Source organism: Bradyrhizobium australiense, from assembly GCF_013114825.1.
GTDB classification, from domain to species: Bacteria; Pseudomonadota; Alphaproteobacteria; order Rhizobiales; family Xanthobacteraceae; genus Bradyrhizobium; species Bradyrhizobium australiense.
The window spans coordinates 117512-140357 of sequence record NZ_JAAVLX010000014.1; the positions used below are offsets into that span (position 1 = coordinate 117512).

At 62.3% G+C, this 22846-nt stretch carries 20 protein-coding genes; 9 read left to right on the forward strand and 11 right to left on the reverse strand.

Translation table 11 applies throughout. The features are described 5' to 3' along the window. A complete protein-coding gene (locus HCN58_RS32365; RefSeq protein ID WP_171583400.1) occupies positions 1-1500 on the reverse strand; it encodes an MFS transporter in 1500 nt (499 codons plus the stop codon). 1010 nt (positions 1501-2510) lie between these two features. Between HCN58_RS32365 and HCN58_RS32370 the strand changes: the two genes are divergently transcribed. After that, positions 2511-2861: a DUF3175 domain-containing protein gene (locus tag HCN58_RS32370; RefSeq protein WP_171583401.1), complete on the forward strand. Its 351-nt coding sequence runs from the start codon at positions 2511-2513 to the stop codon at positions 2859-2861. Between the two features lie 126 nt (positions 2862-2987). On the opposite strand, the gene HCN58_RS32375 is transcribed toward HCN58_RS32370, so the two are convergent. Next, positions 2988-4958, reverse strand: a complete 1971-nt coding sequence (locus tag HCN58_RS32375; RefSeq protein ID WP_171583430.1) for a methyl-accepting chemotaxis protein — start codon at positions 4956-4958, stop codon at positions 2988-2990. 504 nt (positions 4959-5462) lie between these two features. Here HCN58_RS32375 and HCN58_RS32380 point away from each other — a divergent pair. The 4 genes from HCN58_RS32380 to HCN58_RS32395 all read left to right on the forward strand — a co-directional run bounded on the left by HCN58_RS32380 (position 5463) and on the right by HCN58_RS32395 (position 10456). Beyond that, positions 5463-5948, forward strand: coding sequence for a (2Fe-2S)-binding protein (locus HCN58_RS32380; protein ID WP_171583402.1), 486 nt, complete (start codon positions 5463-5465; stop codon positions 5946-5948). A gap of 82 nt (positions 5949-6030) precedes the next feature. Beyond that, positions 6031-8376: a xanthine dehydrogenase family protein molybdopterin-binding subunit gene (locus HCN58_RS32385; RefSeq protein WP_171583403.1), complete on the forward strand. Its 2346-nt coding sequence runs from the start codon at positions 6031-6033 to the stop codon at positions 8374-8376. Between the two features lie 14 nt (positions 8377-8390). Further along, entirely contained in the window at positions 8391-9191 is an 801-nt protein-coding gene (locus tag HCN58_RS32390) for an FAD binding domain-containing protein (RefSeq protein ID WP_171583404.1), read from the forward strand. A gap of 152 nt (positions 9192-9343) precedes the next feature. After that, entirely contained in the window at positions 9344-10456 is a 1113-nt protein-coding gene (locus tag HCN58_RS32395; RefSeq protein ID WP_171583405.1) for a CaiB/BaiF CoA transferase family protein, read from the forward strand. Positions 10457-10599: 143 nt separating this feature from the next. On the opposite strand, the gene hppD is transcribed toward HCN58_RS32395, so the two are convergent. Next, complete coding sequence (hppD, locus tag HCN58_RS32400) at positions 10600-11718, reverse strand: 4-hydroxyphenylpyruvate dioxygenase (protein WP_171583406.1); 1119 nt, start codon at positions 11716-11718, stop codon at positions 10600-10602. A gap of 123 nt (positions 11719-11841) precedes the next feature. Between hppD and HCN58_RS32405 the strand changes: the two genes are divergently transcribed. Beyond that, a complete protein-coding gene (locus HCN58_RS32405; protein ID WP_171583407.1) occupies positions 11842-12309 on the forward strand; it encodes an Lrp/AsnC family transcriptional regulator in 468 nt (155 codons plus the stop codon). Between the two features lie 237 nt (positions 12310-12546). Then, entirely contained in the window at positions 12547-12858 is a 312-nt protein-coding gene (locus HCN58_RS32410) for a DUF1272 domain-containing protein (protein ID WP_171583408.1), read from the forward strand. Positions 12859-12963: 105 nt separating this feature from the next. On the opposite strand, the gene fahA is transcribed toward HCN58_RS32410, so the two are convergent. From fahA to HCN58_RS32435, 5 genes are all read right to left on the reverse strand, one after another. Continuing rightward, positions 12964-14235, reverse strand: a complete 1272-nt coding sequence (gene fahA, locus HCN58_RS32415) for a fumarylacetoacetase (protein ID WP_171583409.1) — start codon at positions 14233-14235, stop codon at positions 12964-12966. A 66-nt stretch (positions 14236-14301) separates the two neighbouring features. Further along, complete coding sequence (gene hmgA, locus HCN58_RS32420) at positions 14302-15648, reverse strand: homogentisate 1,2-dioxygenase (RefSeq protein WP_171583410.1); 1347 nt, start codon at positions 15646-15648, stop codon at positions 14302-14304. A gap of 2 nt (positions 15649-15650) precedes the next feature. Continuing rightward, positions 15651-16607 carry an MBL fold metallo-hydrolase gene (locus HCN58_RS32425; RefSeq protein ID WP_171583411.1) on the reverse strand — a complete coding sequence of 319 codons (957 nt, stop codon included), beginning with the start codon at positions 16605-16607 and terminating at the stop codon, positions 15651-15653. Positions 16608-16640: 33 nt separating this feature from the next. After that, complete coding sequence (locus tag HCN58_RS32430) at positions 16641-16868, reverse strand: DUF2783 domain-containing protein (RefSeq protein ID WP_171583412.1); 228 nt, start codon at positions 16866-16868, stop codon at positions 16641-16643. A 9-nt stretch (positions 16869-16877) separates the two neighbouring features. Then, on the reverse strand, positions 16878-18491 hold the full coding sequence (locus HCN58_RS32435; RefSeq protein ID WP_171583413.1) for an FAD-dependent oxidoreductase: 1614 nt from the start codon (positions 18489-18491) through the stop codon (positions 16878-16880). A gap of 135 nt (positions 18492-18626) precedes the next feature. On the opposite strand from HCN58_RS32435, the gene HCN58_RS32440 reads away from it, so the two are divergent. Next, positions 18627-19142: a MarR family winged helix-turn-helix transcriptional regulator gene (locus HCN58_RS32440; RefSeq protein ID WP_235984084.1), complete on the forward strand. Its 516-nt coding sequence runs from the start codon at positions 18627-18629 to the stop codon at positions 19140-19142. A 151-nt stretch (positions 19143-19293) separates the two neighbouring features. Here HCN58_RS32440 and HCN58_RS32445 read toward each other — a convergent pair whose 3' ends face one another. Genes HCN58_RS32445 through HCN58_RS32455 form a run of 3 tightly spaced genes read right to left on the reverse strand, consistent with a single transcriptional unit; the run spans position 19294 to position 21412 of the window. Continuing rightward, positions 19294-19638 carry a RidA family protein gene (locus tag HCN58_RS32445; protein ID WP_171583414.1) on the reverse strand — a complete coding sequence of 115 codons (345 nt, stop codon included), beginning with the start codon at positions 19636-19638 and terminating at the stop codon, positions 19294-19296. Between the two features lie 12 nt (positions 19639-19650). Beyond that, positions 19651-20652 (reverse strand): NAD(P)-dependent oxidoreductase, encoded by a 1002-nt coding sequence (locus HCN58_RS32450; protein WP_171583415.1) that lies wholly within the window; start codon positions 20650-20652, stop codon positions 19651-19653. After that, positions 20606-21412, reverse strand: coding sequence for an N-acyl homoserine lactonase family protein (locus tag HCN58_RS32455; RefSeq protein ID WP_171583416.1), 807 nt, complete (start codon positions 21410-21412; stop codon positions 20606-20608). The genes HCN58_RS32450 and HCN58_RS32455 overlap by 47 nt, the downstream gene beginning before the upstream one ends. A gap of 554 nt (positions 21413-21966) precedes the next feature. Between HCN58_RS32455 and HCN58_RS32460 the strand changes: the two genes are divergently transcribed. Next, positions 21967-22846, forward strand: an 880-nt coding sequence (locus HCN58_RS32460; protein ID WP_171583417.1) for a caspase family protein, incomplete at its 3' end; no start/stop codon positions are given.

A 22846-nucleotide genomic window follows, 5' to 3' on the forward strand; every position in this document is an offset into this window, starting at 1 on the left:
CTACTCCACACATGCGAGCGGCCGTGCGACAGATTCGAGCGATTTGCGCTCGGCGGCAATGGCGTACCGCCACGCGACGACGGCAGCCACGATCATCAATGCCGACCCGAGCAGGTAGCCGGCGAAGACGCTGTTGCGCGATCCCGTGTCGATCAGCGCGCCGAACAGGGCAGGCCCTACCACGCCGCCAATTCCCGTTCCGATCGCATAGAACAGCGCAATCGCGAGCGCCCGTACCTCCAGCGGAAACGTCTCGCTGACGGTCAGATACGCTGCGCTCGCCGCCGGCGAGGCAAAGAAGAAGATCACCATCCAGGCGATCGTCTGGGTCTGTGCGCTGAGGGCGCCGATCGAGAACAGATAGCCCGACACCGCGAGCAACAGGCCGGAGATGCCATAGGTCGCCGCGATCATCGCGCGGCGGCCGAGCGTATCGAACAGCCGGCCGAGCAACAGCGGCCCGAGGAAATTGCCTGCCGCAAAGGGCAGGATGTACCAGCCGACATCGTTCGACGGGATGCCGAAGAAGTCGGTGAGCACCAGCGCGAAGGTGAAGAAGATGGCGTTGTAGAAGAACGCCTGCGAGGCCATCAGCACCAGTCCAACCACCGAACGCTGCCGATAGGTCGTGAACAACGTTCGCGCCACCTCACCAAGCGGCGTGTGGCTGCGCATCCTCAGCCTGATCTTCGGGAATATTTCATCGGCCTGATGATCCGGATGTCTCGTCGACAATCTCTCGATGTCGTCGACAATCGCGTGCGCCTCCTCGGGACGGCCATGGATCATTAGCCAGCGTGGGCTTTCCGGAATCCACATCCGCATCACGAAGACAATCAGGCCGAGCGCGGCGCCGATGAAGTAGGCCAGCCGCCAGCCGAGGTCAGGCGCGAGCACGTTGGGATCGAGCAGCACGATGGCAGCGATCGCGCCGATCGCTGCCCCAATCCAAAAGCTGCCGTTGATCACGAGGTCGGTCCAGCCGCGGTAGCGCGCCGGCACAAGTTCCTGGATCGTCGAATTGATCGCGGTATATTCGCCGCCTATGCCGGCCCCGGTCAGGAACCGAAACAGCGCGTAACTCGCCACGTTCCATGACAGCGCCGTCGCCGCGGTCGCCGTGAGGTAAAGCGCGAGCGTGATGAAGAACAGTTTCTTGCGCCCGATCCGGTCCGTCAGCCAGCCGAAGCCGAGGGCGCCGAGCACGGCGCCGGCGAGATAGGCGCTGTTGGCGAGGCCGACATCGAAATTCGAAAATTGCAGTGTCGGGCTCTCCTTCAGGGCGCCCGATAATGCACCTGCAAGCGTGACCTCCAACCCGTCCAGAATCCAGGTGATGCCGAGCGCTGCCACGACGCGGGTGTGAAAGCCTCCCCAGCGCAGGCAATCGAGCCGCGCCGGTATGCTGGTCTCGACGATACGAGCATTGTCCGGCTGCAGCGACGCAATGGACGCGCTTTCAGCCACTGCCGCCCCCTGCCGTATCGCTTTCACATCCATCGGATTTAGCCAATGAAAAAACACCCCGGAACGCCCCAGCCCCAGGGTTTTCACGCTCAATTGCGGCAAACATGATGCCCGCCACCAAGATAACGCCCCTCAAGGCGTGAGGTTCCGGGGGCTTTTAGGCGGCGAAATTGCATAGCTGTTGCCGTGCTCTTCGCATTGCAGGGGCATTGATACGCAGCGGCCCATTCCGTAATTGCGAGCGCAGCGAAGCAATCCATGCCTCAACGCGGGGATAGATGGATTGCTTCGCTTCACTCGCAATGACAGCGAGTGCCGAAGCACCACATGCTGTTGTCCCCCCACGAAGCGGGGGATCCAGTACGCCGCGGCTTATCGGTTCAATCACTACCTTCTCTGGAATACTGGATCGTCTTCCTTCGCGGACGATGACAACTGAATGTGAGTTCGCGATCTCGCGACGCATGGCGCCCGAGGTTTGCTATCAACTTCCCGCCCTCTTGTTCAGAGGGCGCAGGGAAGACCGGGTGCTGGCTGCACCCGCGGTCTCGTGTGCAAAGTGCGCAAAAGAGAACGCACACGAGCATATAGGTACAGCGGGAGCATCCCGGCCTTCCCTGCGCAATGGCTTTACGGCTTACTTCGAGCTCTCCCCGGTGAACGGCTCTTTTGCCACCGTCGCCCCCAAGAAGCTTGCTCCTCGAGAATTTAGCGCCAGGACCACACGACTTCGCCGTACGCTTAAGGCGCGTACGTCTAGCGCGCCTCTCGCGTCCATCGCATCTCACCGCACGTTCGTGACGATCGCGACCCGCCCCTCAATTGGGTGAGACAGGCGGAGTTATGCGGCTGATTTGCTCTACAGGTTAAGCGAAAAATCTTCACCGATTACGAAATAAGTTCCTTGCCACGTCGGGCAAATCAGTGCCACCGACGAGATCGGTCCGGGTGCGCGAAACGTCTATCACGGACATGATCATTGCAATTGAAGGGAACCGAACCATCGGGCGACCGTTTTCGGCAAAACAGCAATGGAGCCGATCATGGCCGAACGACGGAAGACCACAGCACGAAAAGCCACAGCTCGAAAAACCAGCCGCAGGACGACCGCGAAGAAATCATCGCCGAGACGGTGGTCGCAACGCGTGACGCAGGAAAGCGACGCGCTCGATCTGAAGCGCGGTGTCTTCAAGCAGACCAGCCCGAAGAAGATCGCGGCGTCGCTCAAGCGCTCCGCCGAGCACAGTTCGCGCCGCAAGAGCGGCGCTTATCGCTCGGCGCTGTCGATGCTGACCTTCTACATCAACCGCGCCGGCAAGACGTTGCCCAAGACGCAGCGCGCGCGGCTGGAGCGTGCGAAGGTGGAGCTGAAGCATCAGTTCGGAAGAGAGTAACTCTTCGTCGGCCCTGCGAACGCAGGCACCCATACGCCGCGGCCCCGGCAAAAGGGCACGCAGCTAATCGTTCGACAAACAACGAACAGCGGTGGTTATGGACCCCTGCGTTCGCAGGGGCGACGACTACGCCGCCCTGATATTCGCCATGAAACGGTCGAGCTCTTCGCGCAAGCGCGTGCTTTCGCTGGATAGCGTGCGCGCCGAACTCAGCACTTCCTCGGAGGCAGAGCCGGTTTCGGTCGCGCCGCGATTGACGTGCATGACATTGGCGGCGGCCTCCTGCGTGCCTTGCGCGACGTTTTGAACGCTGCGCGCAATTTCCTGCGTCGCCGAGCTCTGCTGCTCGACGGCGCTCGCGATCGTCGCGGCGATGTCGGAAATCCTGCCGATGGTGCCGCCGATCTCCTTGATCGCGGCGACCGATTCCTGCGTCGCGCCCTGCATGCCCGAGATGTGACTGGAGATCTCGTCGGTCGCTTTCGCGGTCTGGCTGGCGAGCGATTTGACTTCGGATGCAACTACGGCAAAGCCGCGGCCGGCATCGCCCGCGCGGGCGGCCTCGATGGTGGCGTTCAGTGCCAAAAGGTTGGTCTGCTCGGCAATCGCCGTGATCAGCTTGACGACGTCGCCGATCTCCTGCGCGGCACGCGACAGCTTGCCGATCCGCCCGTCGGTCTGTTCGGCCTGACGGACCGCGGCCTCCGCAATCTGGCTGGATTCCTTGACACGCCGCCCGATCTCGTCGACGGAAGCCGACAATTCCTCGGTCGCGGACGCCACCGACTGCATGTTGCTGGAAGCTTCTTCCGAGGCGCCGGCGACCTGACTCGAGAGACTCTGGGTGGTTTCCGCCGTCCGCGTCAGCTTGCCGGCAGCCGATTCGAGTTGCACGGCCGAGGACGACACGTTGTAGACGATGGCGCCGACCGCGGCTTCGAATTCGTCGGCGAAGCGGATGAGTTCGGCGCGGCGCGCGGCGCTCGCCGCCTTGTTCTGCGCCTCCTGGGTGGCAGCGTCGCGCTCGGCGCGGGCAATGGCCTGCACCTTGAACTCCTCGACCGCGCTTGCCATCTCGCCCAGTTCGTCCCTGCGGCCGAGGCCGGGCAGCACGACCTCGAAATTGCCGGTGGCGAGTTCGCGCATCGCGTTGCACATCGCCGTCATCGGTCGGGAAATACCTTTGCCAAGGAAGAAGGCCCAGACACAGCCGAGCAGGAAACCGCCCGCAGCCAGCATCAGAATGAGCCGCTCGGTTTCGCCGATGGCGGCGTCAGACTCGGCTTCGAGTCGCTTCTGATCGGCGAGCAGATCCGACTTCATTGCGCCCGAGCCTTTGTTGATGGCGGCGGCCGATTCCGTCATTTCCAGCGTCAGCTCGTCGATCTCCTTGGAATTGTCGACCAGCTTGGCGAGCGCCTTCTGGTATTCTTCCAGCATGCCGGAGATTTCCTTGATCCCCTCGCGGATCTTTTCGTTGGTCGACGAAATCGCCTTGAGCGCGTTCTCGACGAATTTCAGACGCGCCAGCGCGCTGGCAGCGACGGTGTTGTCCGAATTGACAACGAACGTATTGGCAAGCGCTGTGACCGCCTGAAACTGCTCGGTCACCTTTTTCGCGCCGAGCGTGATCACGGGCATTTCGTCGTCGTCGGCATTGCTCGGGAGATCGTCGAGCTTATAGCGCAGCGAGTTGCCGGTGCGCGTGAGCTGATTTTGCGCGATGCGCGCGCTCTCGTCCTTGACCTTGACGATGTCGGCGAAAATCTTGGTGAAGGCGCGGAACTCCCGTTCCAGTTTCGCGACCTGCTCGAGACGTGTCGGATTGGTGGTCCCCTTCATCGAGGCAATGATTGCGTCCTTCAGGTTGGCCTCGGCCGCCAGTGCCGCCTTGCCGTCTCCTTCCTTTCCGGTCGCCACGAAATAACGGGCGAGCGAGCGATAGGAGATCAGTTCGCGATCGATGTCGCGCGCCAGATCCGCCTCCTGCACGCTGCGCCGGTAGGAGTCCACGCCGGCGGAAACCCGCTCGAATCCGAGATAGGCAAAGCCCATGCTGGCGGCCGAAATCGCCAGCACGACGGCAAAGCCGAGCATGATCTTGGCGCGGAACCGCAGGGTCGGGAGCCTAAAAGACGAGCCGCTACGCTTCAGAAATCGCACGTCACACCCCGTTTTCGTTCTGAAAAACAGGTATCGGAGGCCCAGCCCCCGATCCGGTGCGCAAAGTTAAGGCAGAATGGATAAGGGCGAGTAAATCTAGGCAAAACTTGCAAGGTGCCGGTCTTACCCTCCCCTGGAGGGGTCCGGACAAGCGAAGCTCGCTCGGGGGTCGACGCGAAGCGGCGGGGTGCGGTGACGGTCTCTCCTTGCGAGCAGTGCCGGAGTGGAGAGATCACCCCACCCCGCCACGCATCTTACGATGCGTGGCGACTCTCCCCCTCCAGGGCAGGGCAAGAAAAAAATTCGCATCGAGAATGTTCTGCACGCGCACCTACGCAAATGTCATCACAATGACACGCCCCACCAAAATCCTAGTTGCAAGTTCCTTCGCCGCTGTTTCTAATTGGAATAATTATAAAACATCGGGAGGTACCACGCGTGTCTACAGTCAAACTGACGGTAAACGGAAAGGCCGTCTCGGCCGAGGTCGAGGACCGGACGCTTCTCGTTCATCTCCTGCGTGACCATTTGAACCTGACCGGCACTCATATCGGCTGCGACACCAGCCAGTGCGGCGCCTGCGTGGTCCATATCGACGGCCGGGCGGTAAAATCCTGCACCGTGCTGGCCGGCCAGGCCTCCGGCTCGACCGTCACCACCATCGAGGGCATTGCCAAGGGCGACGAGCTGCACCCGATGCAGGCGGCGTTCCGCGACAATCACGGCCTGCAGTGCGGTTATTGCACCCCGGGCATGATCATGTCGGCGATCGATATTGTGCACCGCCATAGCGGCAATCTCGACGAGGCGACCGTCCGGCACGAGCTGGAAGGCAACATCTGCCGCTGCACCGGCTACCACAACATCGTCAAGGCAGTACTCGATGCCGCCGGGCGCATGAAGGTCGCGCAGGCCGCGGAATAGCGCGGCGAACGGCAAACTTCGAATTCAGGACCGCGTTTCGACCAGAAACAGCGGAAACAACAATTCCGGTCGGGAGGACACAATGGGCGTTGAAGGCATTGGCGCAAGCGTCGTGCGCAAGGAAGACCGCCGTTTCATCACAGGCAAGGGCCGGTACGTCGACGACATCAAATTGTTGGGCATGACCCACGCACACTTCATCCGCAGCCCGCATGCACACGCGAAGATCAAGAGCATCGACACCTCGGCAGCGATGGAGATGCCGGGCGTGGTCGGCGTGCTGACCGGCCAGCAGATCGTCGACGACAAGATCGGCAATTTGATCTGTGGCTGGGCGATTACCTCCAAGGACGGCACGGGCATGAAGATGGGTGCGTGGCCAGCCATGGCGCCGGAGACCGTACGTTTCGTCGGCCAGGCCGTCGCGGTCGTGATCGCCGAGACCAAGAACCAGGCCCGCGACGCCGCCGAAGCCGTGGTCGTCAATTACGAGGAACTGCCTGCCGTACCTGATATCCGCGCTGCGATTGCGCCGGGCGCGCCGCAATTGCACCCGGAAGCCCCGGGCAACGTGATCTATGACTGGACCATCGGCGACGAAGGCGCCACGGACGCGGCGTTCAAATCGGCGGCCAACGTCGTCTCGCTCGACATCACCAACAACCGCCTGGTGCCGAACGCGATGGAGCCGCGCGCGGCGATCGCCGAATATAACGAGCCGGAAGAGCATTTTACGCTCTACACGACGTCGCAGAATCCGCATGTCGCCCGCCTCGTGCTTTCGGCGTTCTACAACATCGCGCAGGAGCATAAACTGCGGGTGGTGGCGCCCGACGTCGGCGGCGGTTTCGGCTCAAAAATCTTCATTTACCCAGAGGAGATGGTGGCGCTGTGGGCCTCCAAGAAAGTCGGACGTCCGGTGAAGTGGACCGGCGACCGCACCGAAGCCTTCCTGACCGACGCCCACGGCCGCGATCACCTCACCAAGGCGGAGATGGCGTTCGACAAGGATAACAAGGTCACCGGCCTGCGGGTGAAGACCTACGCCAATCTCGGCGCCTACATGTCACTGTTCTCCTCCTCGGTGCCGACCTATCTCTATGCGACGCTGCTGTCGGGCCAGTACAACATTCCCAACATCTTCGCCGAAGTGATCAGCGTCTACACCAACACCGTGCCGGTCGATGCCTATCGCGGCGCGGGCCGTCCCGAGGCAAGTTTTGTGGTGGAACGGCTGATGGAGACGGCGGCGCGGCAGTTGAAGGTCGATCCGGCGGAGTTGCGCCGCAAGAACTTCATCACGCAATTTCCACATCAGACGCCCGTGATCATGGCCTATGACATCGGCGACTTCCACGCTTCGCTGGATGCCGCGATGAAGGCGATCGACTATGCCGGCTTCCCGGCGCGCAAGGCGAAGGCCAAGTCCGAGGGCAAGCTGCGCGGCATTGGCATCTCCTGCTACATCGAGGCCTGCGGCATTGCGCCTTCAAAGGCGGTCGGCAGCCTGGGTGCCGGCGTAGGCCTGTGGGAATCGGCCGAAGTGCGCGTCAACCCGGTCGGCACCATCGAAATCCTGACGGGATCGCACAGCCACGGCCAGGGCCACGAGACGACGTTCTGCCAGCTCATTGCCGATCGGCTCGGTGTTCCCATCAGCCAGGTCTCGATCGTGCATGGCGACACCGACAAAGTGCAGTTCGGCATGGGCACCTATGGCTCGCGCTCGGCGGCGGTCGGCCTCACCGCAATTCTGAAGGCGATGGAAAAGGTAGAGGCCAAGGCGAAGAAGATCGCGGCCCATCAGCTCGAGGCATCCGAGAACGACATCGTGATCGAGAACGGCGAGTTCAAAGTCGCCGGCACCGACAAGTCGTTGGCACTGCCGATGGTCGCGCTCGCGGCCTACACCGCGCATAATTTGCCTGACGGCATGGAGCCAGGCCTGAAGGAAGGCGCGTTCTACGACCCGACCAACTTCACCTTCCCGGCCGGCGCCTATATCTGCGAAATGGAAGTCGATGCCGGCACGGGAAAAAGCACCTTCGTCAACTTCGTGGCGGCGGACGATTTCGGCCGCCTGATCAATCCGATGATCGTCGAAGGCCAGGTCCATGGCGGCCTCGCCCAGGGCATCGGCCAGGCACTGCTGGAGGGCGTGGTGTATGACGCTTCCGGCCAGCTCGTGACCGCATCGTTCATGGATTACACCATGCCGCGCGCGGACGATCTGCCGTCCTTCAAGCTGTCGCACACGACCACGCTATGTCCGGGCAATCCGCTCGGCGTCAAGGGCTGCGGCGAGGCGGGGGCGATCGGCGCATCGGCCGCCGTCATCAACGCCATCACCGATGCGATCGGCAACAACAAGCTCGAAATGCCCGCGACGCCCGACCGCGTCTGGCATGCGATTCACGGCAACGCCTAAGAGGGAGCACCGTCATGTACCAGACAACCTATCACCGCCCCTCTTCGGTCGACGAAGCAGCAAGCCTGTTCACAAAGGGTTCGGACGCGAAATATCTGGCCGGCGGCCACACGCTGATCCCCGTGATGAAGCAGCGGCTGGCCTCGCCGTCCGACGTGATCGATCTCGGCAAGATCGCGGAGCTGATCGGCATCGAGCCAACCGGTGACGGAATAATCATCAAGGCGGCGACGACCCATTCCGACGTGGCGTCGAGCGAAACGGTGCAAAAAGCGATTCCCGTGCTGGCTTATCTCGCCTCGCTGATCGGCGATCCGGCGGTGCGGCATCGCGGCACCATCGGCGGCTCGCTCGCCAACAACGATCCCGCGGCCGACTATCCGGCGGCGGTGCTGGCGCTCGGCGCCACCGTGAAAACCAACAAGCGCTCGATAGCGGCGGATGATTTCTTCAAGGGCCTGTTCTCAACGGCGCTCGATGACGGCGAAATCATCACCGCGGTGTCATTCCCGGTTCAGGACAAAGCGGGCTACGCCAAGTTCAACCATCCGGCGTCGCGCTTCGCGCTGACCGGCGTGTTCGTCGCAAAAACCCCGGCGGGTGACGTCCGCGTCGCCGCCACGGGCGCATCGCAAAACGGCGTGATGCGGGTGCCGGCGATCGAGGCGGCATTGAAAGCGAACTGGTCGGCAGGCGCGATCGACGGCGTCAGGATTTCCGCCGATGGCCTGATGAGCGATATCCATGGAACATCGGACTATCGCGCCAACCTGATCAAGGTGATGGCACAGCGTGCGGTCATCGCGGCCGGCTGATAGCGCCTGAACACAACTTTCATGGGAGCGGCGCGCAGCGATGCGCGCCGTTTTGGCTCGATTCTCGGCAAAAGAAGCTTGCCAGGATCTCACTTCGGCGGGACAATTTAGCTAATCAACTAATTAAGACGTTCCCTTGGGAGAGAAAACAAGTGCTCGACAAACCAGCCACCCAATCCGCTACCCACACCTCCGGCCCGCTCGCCGGCTTCCGCATCGTCGAATTCGCCGGCATCGGCCCGGGCCCGTTCGCCTGCATGATGCTGGCCGACATGGGGGCGGAAGTCGTGACGCTCGACCGCGTCGGTGCGAAGAAGAATTTGAAATCGGTGGCGGGGCGCGGCCGGAAGGTGGTCGAGCTCGATTTGAAGGACAAGGCCGCGGTCGCGCAAGTGCTCGATCTTCTCGCCAACGCCGACGCGCTGATCGAAGGCTTTCGCCCCGGCGTGATGGAGCGGCTGGGACTGGGACCCGACGTGGTGCTGGCGCGCAACCCGCGGCTCGTATTCGGCCGCATGACCGGCTGGGGCCAGGAGGGCCCGCTGGCGCAAGCGGCCGGCCATGACATCAACTACATCTCGGTCACCGGCGCGCTTGCGGCGATCGGACCGAAGGAAAAGCCGGTGCCGCCGCTCAACCTGGTCGGCGATTTCGGCGGCGGCGCGCTCTATCTCGTGGTTGGGGTGCTGGCGGCGCTTTTGGAAGCGTCGAAATCCGGCAAGGGCCAGGTGGTGGATGCGGCGATGTGCGATGGCGCGGCCTCGCTGATGTCGATGTTCTTCGACATGACCGCGATCGGGCGCTGGGTTGAAGGGCGCGAGCAGAACTTTCTCGACGGTGGTGCGCATTTCTACGGCATCTATGAATGCGCCTGCGGCAACTTCATCTCGATCGGCTCGATCGAACCGCAGTTCTATGCGTTGTTGCGCCAGCATGCCGGCCTTAACGACGCCGATTTCGACGCGCAGATGGACCGCAAGGCGTGGCCGGCGCTGAAGGAAAAGCTGACCAAGGTCTTCAAGAGCAAGACGCGCGAGGACTGGTGCAAGATCATGGAAGGCACCGACATCTGCTTCGCGCCGATCCTGACCATGGCCGAAGCGCCGAAGCACCCGCACAACGCCGCCCGCAACATCTTTGTCGAGCGCCACGGCGTGACGCAGCCGGCGCCGGCGCCGCGGTTCTCGCGGACGCCCTCGGCGATCCGGGATACGGAGACGGCGGATATTGGCGAACTGACTGATACGTGGAAGGCGGGAAGATAAACCCTCCGTCGTCGTCCCCGCGCACGCGGGGACCCATCACCACATTGGCTGTTCGACGAAAGCCGTCGAACAGCGGCTCTCAATACAAGCGACACGGCGTATGGGTCCCGGCTCGCGCCCCACTTGGCCGATACGACGGGAGGCTACGCCGCGTTATCCACTTTCAACACACCTCTGCGAATCTGATCCTCTTCGATCGATTCGAACAGCGCCTTGAAGTTGCCCTCGCCGAAACCATCATCGCCCTTGCGCTGGATGAACTCGAAGAAGATCGGCCCGATCGCGTTCGCCGAGAATATTTGCAGCAGCACCTTGGTGTGACCGCCGTCGACAACGCCTTCGCCGTCGATGAGAATGCCGTTGCGCTGCAGCCGCGCGACGTCCTCGCCGTGCTGTGGCAGGCGCGTATCGACCTTTTCGAAATAGGTATCCGGCGGCGCCGGCATGAACGGCAGTCCTGCCTGGCGCAGCGTCTCGACGGTGCGATAGATATCGCGGGCGCCGCAGGCAATGTGCTGGATGCCCTCGCCGCGATAGATGTTGAGATATTCCTCGATCTGCCCGGAATCGCCGGAGTCCTCGTTGATCGGGATCCGGATCTTGCCGTCCGGACTGGTCAACGCGCGCGAGAACAGGCCCGACGCGCGGCCTTCGATGTCGAAGAAGCGGATCTGGCGGAAATTGAAAAGCTTCTCGTAAAAGCCGGTCCAGACATCCATGCGGCCGCGATGAACGTTGTGGGTGAGGTGATCGATGTAATAGAGGCCGGCGCCGGCGGGACGCGGATCGCGCGCGCCCAGCCATTCGAACTCGATGTCATAGGCCGATCCCTTGGCGCCGTAACGGTCGACGAAATAGAGCAGGCTGCCGCCGATGCCCTTGATGGCGGGCACGTCCAGCGTCTTCTGCGCGGACGAAACATCAGCCGGCGCCGCCCCGAGCGACAGCGCGCGCCCGTAGGCTTGCTTCGCGTCGACCACGCGAAACGCCATCGATGGCGCGCAGGGCCCGTGCGCGGCGACGAAGCCATGGCCGTGCGTACCGGGCTGCTCGTTGACGATATAATTGATGTCGCCTTGGCGGTAGACCGTGATCTTCTTGGTCTTGTGGCGGGCCACCGGAACGTAGCCCATCAGGCGGAACAGCGCGTGCAACTCTTCGGGTTTCGGATGGGCGTATTCGACGAATTGGAAACCGTCGGTGCCCATCGGATTGTCGGCGCTGATGGTGGCGGCCGGTGCGTCGTGCGGAAACGGACCCAATGGCTAAACTCCCGTAAATTGATCTGGATCAATATTGGGCGAAACAGACGCAAAGTGCATGCAAAGCGGGGCGCACCTGGCTATAATACTGCACAATTCGTGCATGAAGCTGGCAATTTACGCATGATCTTCGTAGACGCCTTCGACCTCAAAATCCTGGCCGCGCTGCAGGACGATGGCCGGCTGACCAACCAGCAACTGGCCGATCTCGTCGGCCTGTCGGCCTCGCAATGCTCGCGGCGACGGATGCGGCTGGAGGAAGAAAAGGTGATTGCGGGCTATCACGCCGACCTGTCAGGCGAGGCGCTCGGGTTCAATTTGATCGCCTTCATCCACATCACGCTGGCGACGCATTCGCCCGACAACGCCAAGAAGTTCCGCGCCCTCGTCAATCGCGTCGACGATATCCAGGAAGCCTATTCGCTCACCGGCGACGCCGATTATGTGCTGAAGGTGGTGCTGCGGGACCTGAAGGACCTTTCCGACCTCGTCAACAACGTGCTGATGCCGCACCAGAGCGTGGCGCATGTCCGCTCGTCGGTCGTGCTGGACCGGCTGAAGGAGAGTGCGAGATTGCCGTTGCGAGGTTAGCATCGGGGCCGCATGGTTCGCTTGGCGATGCGTAGCATCGTCCAAAGACGCACGGCTTCGCCGCGCTCCTCACCATGAAGGTCTAAGACCTCATCCCTGAGGAGCGCGATCTTGCGCGCGTCTCGAAGAATGAAGCCTACACGCCGCCAGTGACGTGGCTTAATTCGAGGGAAATTTGTCATTCGCGTTTTTCGTGCGATTTGCGATGATCCCCGGGAATCATCTCATGAGATGCCCATGGCACTGCAACTCCGCCCGAACTGCGAATATTGCGACAAGGACCTGCCGCCGAACGCGACCGACGCGCGGATCTGCTCCTACGAATGCACGTTCTGCGCGGACTGCGTGGAGAACAAGCTGCATAATGTCTGCCCGAACTGCGGCGGCGGTTTTGCGCCGCGGCCAATCCGGCCCGCCACGGAGCGGCGGCCGGGCGTGTGCGTCATCAAGCAGTTGCCGTCGGACAAGCGGGTGCATTTGAAGTACAGCGTCGAGGATGTCGCGGCGCATTCGGCGAGGCTGCGGGATATTCCGCCGCAGGAGCGGTGAACTATCAAGGTCATTGCGAGCGAAGCGAAGCAATCCATTCCTCAGCATGTGAGGACAGATGGATTGCTTCGTCACTGCGCTCCTCGCAATGACGGGGAGAGAGCGTCACTCCACCGCCAAGATCGTCCCCTCGACCTCGCCGAATCCGACGCGATAGCCGTTGCCCTGGCACCAGCCGCGCATCACCAGCGAATCGCCGTCCTCGAGGAACGAGCGCTTGACGCCTTCAGCCAGTTCGACCGGCTCGGTGCCGTTCCAGCTTATTTCGAGCAGGCTGCCGCGCTGGTCCTTTTTCGGGCCCGAGATGGTGCCGCTGCCTAAGAGATCGCCGACATTCATCGCGCAGCCACAGGCAGCGTGGTGCACGAGTTGCTGCACCGACGACCAGTACATGTATTTGAAATTGGTGCGGCTGATATTAACGGCTTCGTTCATTGGCGCGGCGCGCAGGCCGACTTCGAGCGACAGGTCGTAATTGTTCGGCTGCGCCTGCTGCAGATAGGGCAGCGGCTTCGGGTCCTGCCTAGGCCCATGCAATCGGAACGGCTCCAGCGCGTCGCGCGTCACCACCCATGGGCTGATCGAGGTCGCGAACACCTTGGCCTGGAACGGTCCGAGCGGCACATATTCCCACTGCTGAATGTCTCGCGCGCTCCAGTCGTTCAGGATCACAAAGCCGAAGATCATCTCCTCGGCCTGCTTCTCGGTCAGCATTTCGCCCATCACGGAGGGCTGACCGACCACCACGCCCATCTCGAGCTCGAAGTCGAGCCGCTTGCAGGGCCCAAAACTCGGCACCTCGGCGGTCGGCGGCTTCAGCTGCCCGCGCGGACGGCGAACCGGCGTGCCGCTGACCACGACGGTCGAGGCACGACCATTATATCCGATCGGCATGTGCAGCCAGTTCGGCTGCAAGGCATTGTCCTTGCCGCGAAACATCACGCCGACATTGGTGGCGTGTTCCTTCGACGAATAGAAATCGGTGTAGCCGGAAACGGCGAACGGCATGTGCAGCTTCACGTCCGTCATCGGCACCAGCGCGCGCTTGCGCAGATTTTCATTGTCGCGCAGCTCCGGGTGGTCGTGCCGCAAAAGCTCGCTGATCCGCGCGCGCGTGCTCGACCAGACTTTTGGCCCCAGCGCCATGAAGGGATTGAGTTGAGGTGCTGCGAATACCGCCGGCTCGACGACATCGAACCGGCAGTCCTGCGCGAGCTGCCAGAGATCGAGCACGTAATCGCCGATCGCGACGCCGACACGCGGGGCGAGCCCGTCCTTGGCGGAGAACACGCCATAAGGGAGATTCTGAATCGGGAAATGGGAATCGGGCGCTACGTCGATGAAGGAGCGGAGCTTGGGATCGTTGGGATGGGGCATGGGCTTTCTCGCGAGACGCAGCGGTGCTTTTGTCACGCTCCCTGGAGGGGGAGGGTAACTGAGAGATCACGGCTTGTTCGGATCGAACCGCTTCTCAAGTCCCTTCCAGCAATCGGCGTAATCATCCTGCAAGGTCGCTGACGTCGCTGCATGCCGCGTGACGCGCTGCGGAAAGCGCGTTTCGAACATGAAGGCCATGGTGCCGGTCAGCTTCACCGGCTTCAATTCGCTGTTGCTGGCATGATCGAAGGCCTCGCGGTCGGGGCCGTGCGGCAGCATCATGTTGTGCAGCGAAATGCCGCCGGGCGTAAAGCCTTGCAGCTTGGCGTCATAGACGCCGTAGATCAGCCCCATGAACTCCGACATGATGTTCATGTGATACCAGGGCGGGCGGAAGGTATTTTCGGCGACTGCCCAGCGCTCCGGGAAAATCACAAAGTCGATATTCGCGGTACCGGCGGTCTCCGACGGCGAGGTCAGCACCGTGAAGATCGAGGGATCAGGATGGTCGAAGCTGATAGCGCCGACCGGCGAGAAGGTGCGCAGGTCGTATTTGTACGGCGCGTAATTGCCGTGCCAGGCCACCACATCGATAGGCGAATGCGGCAGCGTGGTCTTGAACAGCGAGCCGCCCCATTTCACGTAGAGTTCGGTCGGCGTGTCCTTGTCTTCATAAGCCGCCACCGGCGTCAGAAAGTCGCGCGAATTGGCGAGGCAGTTGGCGCCGATCGGCCCGCGCTCCGGCAGCGTGAATGCGCCGCCGTAATTTTCGCAGATGTAGCCGCGCGCGGGACCACCCGGAATCTCGACTCGAAACTTAACGCCACGCGGGATCACCGCAATCTCGCCCGGCTCGATATCGATGCAGCCGAACTCGGTGACGAGGCGCAGATTGCCCTGCTGGGCGACGAACATCATCTCGCCGTCGGCATTGTAGAAATGCTGATCGACCATCGATTTGGTGATGAGATAGACGTGCGCGGCCATGCCGGCCTGGGTGTTGGCGTCGCCGGCGGTCGTCATGGTCTGCACGCCCTGCAGGAAGGTCTTGTCTTCCTTCGGGATCGGCGCCGGCTCCCAGCGCAGTTGCGCGATCGGCAAATCATATTCGTGGCACGGCGCGGTGCGCCACAGCCCGGCATCGACCTTTTCAAAGCGGCCCGAATGCTTCACCGACGGGCGGATGCGGTAGAGCCAGGAGCGCTCGTTGCTGCCGCGCGGCGCGGTGAAGGGCGAACCGGACAATTGCTCGGCGTAGAGACCATAAGCGCAGCGCTGCGGCGAGTTGCGCCCCATCGGCAGCGCGCCGGGCAAGGCCTCGGTCTCAAAACTGTTGCCGAAACCGGACATATAACCCGGCGTCAGTTGCGCGCTGCTGCGAACGATCTGATCGGGCGAGGTGTTGATATTCATGGTCATCCTCCTCCTTGCAGGGCGGCCCACATTTCCTGATCGCGCTTGTCGGTCCAGATCACTGGGTCATCAATTCCCGAGGCCTCGTCAAAGGCGCGCGAGACGTTGAACGGCAGGCAGTGCTCGTAGATCGCAAAGCTGGAAAACTTCGGGTCCATCACCTCGCGCGTCGCGGCAAAAGTCTCTTTCAGCGTGCGGCCTTTTGCGACCGAGCTTTCCGCCGCGCCATAGAGCGTCGTGACGAAGTCGCGCGTCATCGCGATCGCATCGCGCCCGGTCGAAAGCCCCTTCAGCGCATCGCCACGGCCCGGCGCGATCGCCTTCGGATTGAAGGCCCGGATTTCGTTCAGCGTAGCAGGCCATTCGCGCAGATGCGCATCGCCGCAATAACAGGCCGAGTGATATTCAATGAGATCGCCGGAGAACATCACTTCGGCATCCGGCACCCAGGCCACGATGTCGCCCGACGTGTGCCCGGCGCCGAGCTGCATCAGCCGCACCTCGCGCTTTCCCAGGTAGATCGACATCTCGCCTTCGAACGTCAGCGTCGGCCAGGTCAGGCCGGGAATGCTCTGCGCGTCCTGGAACAGGCGCGGGAAACGGCCGTATTCGGAATCCCAATCCTGCTGGCCGCGCTCCTCAATCAGCCGGTAGGTTTCCGCTGATGCCACGATGCCCTGCGCCTTGTAGGCGGAAGCGCCGAGCACGCGCACGGCGTGGTAATGCGACAGCACGACATATTTGATCGGCTTGTCGGTGACGGTGCGAACACGCTCGATCACTTTATTGGCCATTGCCGGCGTTGACTGCGCGTCGAACACCAGGCAGCCATCGTCACCGACGATGATCGCGGAGTTCGGATCGCCCTCGGCGGTGAAGGCGTAGAGATCGGTGCCGATTTCGGAGAAGGTGATCTTCTTCTCCGTGAGATCCGTGGTGGACGCGAAACCTTTAGCCATCAATTCGATTCCTGACTTCGTTCGAGACGTGAGTTATTGCTGCTGTTGTTGTTGCTGCTGGCCGGCGTCAAGCATGCGCCGGGCAGCGAGCGCGATGGCCTCCTTCAGCACATCGAGGTCGCCGATGTGATTGGCGAGAATCAGAACCAGCGCCGCATCCAGATCGGCGCTCTGTTCGTCGTTCAGCCCACGATGCGCCTCAACGAGGGCACGAAACGCGTCGTCAGGCTTGGCAAAGTTCGAACTGGTCGATAGCGCCATGACGAAACCTCAATTGTGCCCTGCGGCACGCGCGAGCGCGGCGTCGAGCGCCTCGCGGGTCGGGTGCCGGAAGCGCGCCGCAACGTAGCCGTCGGGACGCAGCAGATAGGCGGTGCCGGGTTCGGCATCGTAACGCTTGGCGGCAAGTCCCGCAGAATCGGCAAGGCCACCCTTTCCGCCAACCCGGATCATGCCCGACCCTTCCGGCAATTCCGGCGCAGCACCATTGCTAAACTCCAGCAGCGCGAACCCCGTTCCCGCCCCGATGAACGCATCGGTGAGATACAGCCGTTCGCCACCCTGGCCTGCAACCGGGGCATCCGGCATCGACGCGCCGGGACGCGGGCCACCACGCCAGGAATCGCGATCGGCGGTCGAGAGCGGCGTTTCATAGACCGACGGCGTCGAGAGCCGACCCGCATTCACCATGCGCTTGCCGAACTCGGTTTCCCTGGCGAGCGACAGCACCGCCTTGCGCAGCCGCGCCTCCTGATGAGAGTTCGGCGCCATGAAGTCGGTCGAGCGGGTGGATTCACGGATGTTCTCGTCGGCCGCGGCGCTTCGCTCGATGTGATAGCTCTCGAGCAGCGCCTCGGGCGAGGTTCCCCGCAGCACGCGATCGAGCTTCCACGCCAGATTCTCGGCATCCTCGAGCCCGGAATTGGCGCCACGCGCGCCGAACGGCGAGACCTGATGGGCGGCATCGCCGGCAAAGATCACCCGGCCATGGATGAACTTGTTCATCCGCCGGCACTGGAATTTGTAGAGCGAGATCCACTCGAAATCGAACTTGTCGTGACCGAGCATGCGGGCGATGCGTGGTCGCACGTTCTCCGGCAGCTTTTCCACGGCCGGATCGGCATCGCGGCTGAGCTGCAGGTCGATCCGCCAGATGTCGTCGGGCTGCTTGTGCAGGAGTGCGGAGCGTCCAGCATGGAATGGCGGATCGAACCAGAACCAGCGCTCGGTCGGGAACGCCGCCGTCATCTTGACGTCGGCGATCAGAAACTGATCTTCGAACACCTGGCCCGCAAACTCCGCCCCCACCATTTGCCGCAGCGAGGATCGGGCGCCATCGCAGGCAATCACGTATTGCGCAGCGAGCCGATACGGACCGTCCGGCGTCTGGATCGACAAAACCACGTGGTCGTTGTGCGGTTCGAGACCCGCCACCTTGTTCCGCCAGCGCAGGTCGATGGTAGGCAACTCCTCGACGCGATCGACCAGATAGGCCTCGGCATAGAATTGCTGCAGGTTGATGAAGGCCGGCCGCTTATGGCCCTGCTCCGGCAGCAGATTGAACTGGTAGAGCTGGGAATCGCCGTGAAAAATCTTGCCGACGCTCCACACCACGCCCTTGTTGACCATGCGCTGGCCGATACCAAGCCGGTCCCAGAATTCGAGCGAGCGTTTGGAGAAGCAGATCGCCCGCGAGCCCTCGCCGATCCGGTCGGCGTCGTCGAGCAGCACGACGGATTGCCCGCGCTGCGCCATATCGATCGCCAGCGACAGCCCCACCGGACCTGCGCCGACCACGACGACCGCATGTTCGGCAACGTTCGCGCCCGCCCGATCCTGATCCGGGTGGCGACGATATCCGAACTGGGTCTTAGTCAGCGCCATGCGGGCTCAACCCCGTGACTAGCCAAGGGCCTGCGACCCTGCTAATAGTCTCACCTGCAACTATCTTAAACCCCCGGCCGGGTCCGGCGTCAACTCAAATCGAGGCAATTCTTGCCAAAAGCGATGTCAGGCGAAATGGCTGCCGGTCCGCGGGAAGAGATCGCGCCGAAAAGAGCCGCGCGACTGGACCTCTTCAAGTTCGTGCCGTTCCGGCTCAACCGGCTGGCGGCGGAAGTCAGTTCCGCGCTCTCGGCCGAGTATGCGGCGCGCTATGGGCTCGATATTCCGGAATGGCGCGTGCTGGCGACGCTCGGCTTTCGTCACGATGCCTGTAGCGCGCAATACATCGCCCACTGCACCCGCACCCACAAATCCACCATCAGCCGCGCGGTCACCTCGCTGATGAAGCGGCAGATCATCGAACGCGTCGAGAACGAGGACGACCGTCGCGAATTCCGCCTGCGTCTGACACGCAAGGGCGCGCAGCTCTACGAGGAACTGATCCCGCGGCTGCTGCGCAGGGAACAGGAGATTCTTTCCTGCCTTTCCGCGCAGGAGCGCAAGGATTTCGGGCGGCTGCTCGGCAAAGTCGAAGAGAGTCTCGACCTGGTGCAGACCAGCGAAGAGGCGGATGCGAAAGAAGCGTATTGAAGTGCGCGCTCTCCACGTCATTGCGAGCAGCGAAGCGACGAAGCAATCCATGCCTCCGCAAGCGGAGAGATGGATTGCTTCGCGGAAGCCTGTCATCGGGCGCGCATTCGCGCGACCCGTTGGCTCGCAATGACGACTGGGACAGCTACGATTACTTCACGGCCGTCACCACGATCTCCACGATATGCGGCGGCTCGAGTTCGACGCCGAGGCATGCGCGCATTGGCGGATTTTTGGGATCGACCCATTCGTCCCAGGCACGGTTCATCTCGCCCTTGCGCTTGACGTCGGTGATGTAGACGATGACCGAAAGAATCTTGCTCTTGTCCGTACCGCACAGCGCGAGGCTTTCGTCGATTCGCGAGAGCGCCTTTACGCTTTGCTCATACATCGAGGGACTGACGGGATCAGGCGCGACCGCCACCGTGAAAACCAGATCGTCGTGAGCGACGGCGCGGCTGCGGGTAGGTGTGACTCCGGCAAAGCGTTGGATCATGATAGTCTCCGGTTAGCGGCCGCCAAGATGTTTCGCGATAACAGGAAAATAATTATCCCCAGAACCGGCATCGATTGCTTCCTGCAGAATCGTTCCGACCAACTCCGCACCGCGGATTTTCAATCCCGCATCGGCGGCGAGCTCCAGCGCATAGGAAAGATCCTTCAGCGCATATTCGGTCGAGAACGCGCGCTCCGGAAAATTGCCCGGCACGATCGCCTTCATGCCGTGATTGCGGAGCGCAAAACTGTCCGCCGAGCCCTTGGAAAGCGTCTCGAGCAGGAGCTTTGGATCGACGCCATTGTGTTTCGCGACAGCGACCGCTTCGGCCAGTGCATTCACCGTTTCGAACAGCACCATGTTGTTGAGAATTTTCGTCACCTGCCCCGCGCCGACCTCGCCGCAATGGGTGACGTCCGTGGCAAAGCAGCGGATCAGCGGCTCGATCTCGGCGTAAAGCGCGGACGTTGCGCCAACCATGACGCTGAGCGTGCCATCCTGCGCCGCCTGACGAGTGCGCGCGATCGGCGCATCGGCCCAAGCCGCGCCCTTCGCCTGCAACTGCTTCGCGAAATCACGGGTCTGGCTGACCGACGATGTGCCGAGATCGACGACGACCTGACCACCCCGGATATTCTTGAGGATGCCGTCGCCCTCGAACACCGCGCGCACATGCTTGGCGCTTGGCAGGCAGAGGAACAGCAAATCGCTTTGCTTGACGACACCGGCGACGGAGTCTGCGACCTCAGCGCCCTCGGTTCGCAGCCGCGACAGCGGCTCCGGCGACAGATCAAACGCGATCACGCGCTTGCCGCTCTTCTTCACGAGATTGCGGCAGATCGGCTCGCCCATCACGCCGAGGCCGATGAAGCCGATCGTGTTGTATTCCGACATTGTTTTATTGAGCCTATCTTTTGACGCGTTTTCTTTACGCGAACCGGCATCCACTTCGCTTGAAAATGCTACGTTATTTCGCGAAAGAACGCGACGGCACCAGATGAAGGGCGAACGCATCGACCTTGTCGCTGGCGCGTGGGTAGATCTCGCTCACGATCGGATCGTGGCCAGGAATGAAGCGATCGGGATGGCCGGCCAGCCGCTCGACGATCTCCCAGCCCTGCGCCATGTCACCCACATTGTAGACGATCGGAAACGGGCTGCGCTTGTGCAGGTTGGCGTAATAGTGCGAAGCATCCGACGCCAGCACCACCGGCCCGCGTGCGGTTTCCACGCGCACCACCTGCAGGCCATCGGAATGGCCGCCGACGCGATGCACGGTTACGCCGGGCGCGACCTCACCGTCGCCGGAATGAAAGGTGACGCGCTCGCCATAGACGTGGCGCACCATGGTCGTGACGTGCTCGACCGAAAACGGATGCCGCAGCATGCCATTGCACATGCAACGCCCGGTCGCGTAGCTCATTTCGCGGTCCTGCAGATGAAACCGCGCGTTCGGGAAACGATCAAGATTGCCGGCATGGTCGTAATGCAGATGGGTGACGATCACGTCGCGGATCGTGTCGGCGGCAACGCCGAAATCCGCCAACGCGTCGACCGGATTGAGCGTGAGCTTGCGCGAACGCGCTTTGGCCTCCTCGGCATTGAAGCCGGTATCGACCAGGATGTCCCGGCCGCCCCCTCGGATCAACCAGACGAAGTAATCCAGATCCTGCGCGGTGGTTTCGTGCGGGTCGGGGATCAGAAAATTCAAATGGGGCGTGCGCGGCGACATCGTCGCGTAGCGCAGCGCGTAGATTTCGTAGGCGTTTTCCATCGGTGTCGCTTTTCTTTTGTGCTGAACTTGGCCGATGGCGGCAGCAAGCCATTGTCATCTGCAAAGGTCAAACGCGGTGCGGGAATGACGACCGTGTGACATTGCAGAGCACGATGTGAGAGGGGTCACATTCTTGACGATGGTCGTCACCCGCCAACGGGTCGCGCGATTGCGCGCCAGGTGTCAGGCTCCGCGGATCACCCAGTATTCCAGCGCAGCAGTAAAGAGCCGATAAGCCGCAGCGTCCAGATACCTCGCTTTCGCGGGGTATGACGGTCACGTCGGGACGCGCAACCGGAGATATGTGCGAAAGGATTGCCGACCTGATCGGGAACCGTTTGCACCCGCCGGATCGCACGCCGCTCGTGCCGCCAGGACGAACGCCTTTATTCCCTTCAACCACTCGGCGCGGTCGCGGTTAATTGTCGCAATTAGTGACGAGATCGCAAGCGGTTGACGGGCTGTGCGCGCGGTTTGATAATGCAGATCGCGTAGAGTATGGTCGCCGCGGCGCAAGCTGGTATCGGCGCTATTTTGGCTGGATTGCCGTCAATATGAAAACCCGCCTTGTATTGCTTCTTTCCTTGATTTTTGCGGTCGCGTCGGTAGGCCCGTCGTTCGCAGCCGGCGAACGTTACGCGCTGGTGATCGGCAACGCGAAATATCCGGATGCCGAGGCGCCGCTGAAGGAGCCCATCAATGACGCGCGCGATATCGCCGAAGAGCTCAAGCGCGACGGCTTCAATGTCGATATCGGCGAGAACCTGACCGGCGAGCAGATGCGCCGCGCCTTCGAGCGGCTGTACGGCAAGATCAAACCCGGCTCGGTCGCGCTGATATTCTTCTCGGGCTTTGGCGTGCAGTCGAGCCGCCAGAGCTACATGATTCCCGTCGACGCGCAGATCTGGACCGAGGCCGACGTTCGCCGCGACGGTTTCAGCCTCGAAACCGTGCTTGGGGAGATCAACAGCCGCGGCGCCGGCGTCAAGATCGCGCTGATCGACGCCTCCAGGCGCAACCCGTTCGAGCGCCGGTTCCGCAGCTTTTCCGCCGGCCTTGCGCCGGTGATCGCCCCGAACGGCACACTGGTGATGTATTCGGCCGCGCTCTCTTCGGTGGTTTCCGACAATGGCAGCGACCGCAGCCTGTTCGTCAAAGAGCTGCTGAAGGAAATCCGCACCCCCGATTTGATGGCGGAGGAAACGCTAAACCGCACCCGCGTCGGCGTTACCCGCGCCTCGCGCCAGGAGCAGGTGCCGTGGATCTCGTCGTCGCTGGCGGAAGACTTCTCCTTTATTCCCAGCGGCGCCGGTCCGCGGCCAGCAAGCCCGCCGCCAGCTTCGGTGGCCGCAGCGCCAGCTACTCCCGCGCCTGCCCCCGCTCCTCCCGCTCCCACACATGCCGCGCCCCAGGTCGCCGCGCCTGCTCCGCCAC

Excerpts from the sequence above, each read along its gene's own strand:
- HCN58_RS32405 (WP_171583407.1), top strand. The coding sequence starts at position 11,842 with ATGATCTTCGTAGACGCCTTCGACCTCAAAATCCTGGCCGCGCTGCAG.
- HCN58_RS32365 (WP_171583400.1), bottom strand. The coding sequence starts at position 1,500 with ATGGATGTGAAAGCGATACGGCAGGGGGCGGCAGTGGCTGAAAGCGCG.
- HCN58_RS32435 (WP_171583413.1), bottom strand. The coding sequence starts at position 18,491 with ATGGCGCTGACTAAGACCCAGTTCGGATATCGTCGCCACCCGGATCAG.
- HCN58_RS32430 (WP_171583412.1), bottom strand. The coding sequence starts at position 16,868 with ATGGCGCTATCGACCAGTTCGAACTTTGCCAAGCCTGACGACGCGTTT.
- hmgA (WP_171583410.1), bottom strand. The coding sequence starts at position 15,648 with ATGAATATCAACACCTCGCCCGATCAGATCGTTCGCAGCAGCGCGCAA.
- HCN58_RS32445 (WP_171583414.1), bottom strand. The coding sequence starts at position 19,638 with ATGATCCAACGCTTTGCCGGAGTCACACCTACCCGCAGCCGCGCCGTC.
- fahA (WP_171583409.1), bottom strand. The coding sequence starts at position 14,235 with ATGCCCCATCCCAACGATCCCAAGCTCCGCTCCTTCATCGACGTAGCG.
- HCN58_RS32425 (WP_171583411.1), bottom strand. The coding sequence starts at position 16,607 with ATGGCTAAAGGTTTCGCGTCCACCACGGATCTCACGGAGAAGAAGATC.
- HCN58_RS32375 (WP_171583430.1), bottom strand. The coding sequence starts at position 4,958 with ATGCTCGGCTTTGCCGTCGTGCTGGCGATTTCGGCCGCCAGCATGGGC.
- HCN58_RS32450 (WP_171583415.1), bottom strand. The coding sequence starts at position 20,652 with ATGCGTTCGCCCTTCATCTGGTGCCGTCGCGTTCTTTCGCGAAATAAC.
- HCN58_RS32410 (WP_171583408.1), top strand. The coding sequence starts at position 12,547 with ATGGCACTGCAACTCCGCCCGAACTGCGAATATTGCGACAAGGACCTG.
- HCN58_RS32455 (WP_171583416.1), bottom strand. The coding sequence starts at position 21,412 with ATGGAAAACGCCTACGAAATCTACGCGCTGCGCTACGCGACGATGTCG.
- HCN58_RS32370 (WP_171583401.1), top strand. The coding sequence starts at position 2,511 with ATGGCCGAACGACGGAAGACCACAGCACGAAAAGCCACAGCTCGAAAA.
- HCN58_RS32440 (WP_235984084.1), top strand. The coding sequence starts at position 18,627 with ATGGCTGCCGGTCCGCGGGAAGAGATCGCGCCGAAAAGAGCCGCGCGA.
- HCN58_RS32390 (WP_171583404.1), top strand. The coding sequence starts at position 8,391 with ATGTACCAGACAACCTATCACCGCCCCTCTTCGGTCGACGAAGCAGCA.
- HCN58_RS32385 (WP_171583403.1), top strand. The coding sequence starts at position 6,031 with ATGGGCGTTGAAGGCATTGGCGCAAGCGTCGTGCGCAAGGAAGACCGC.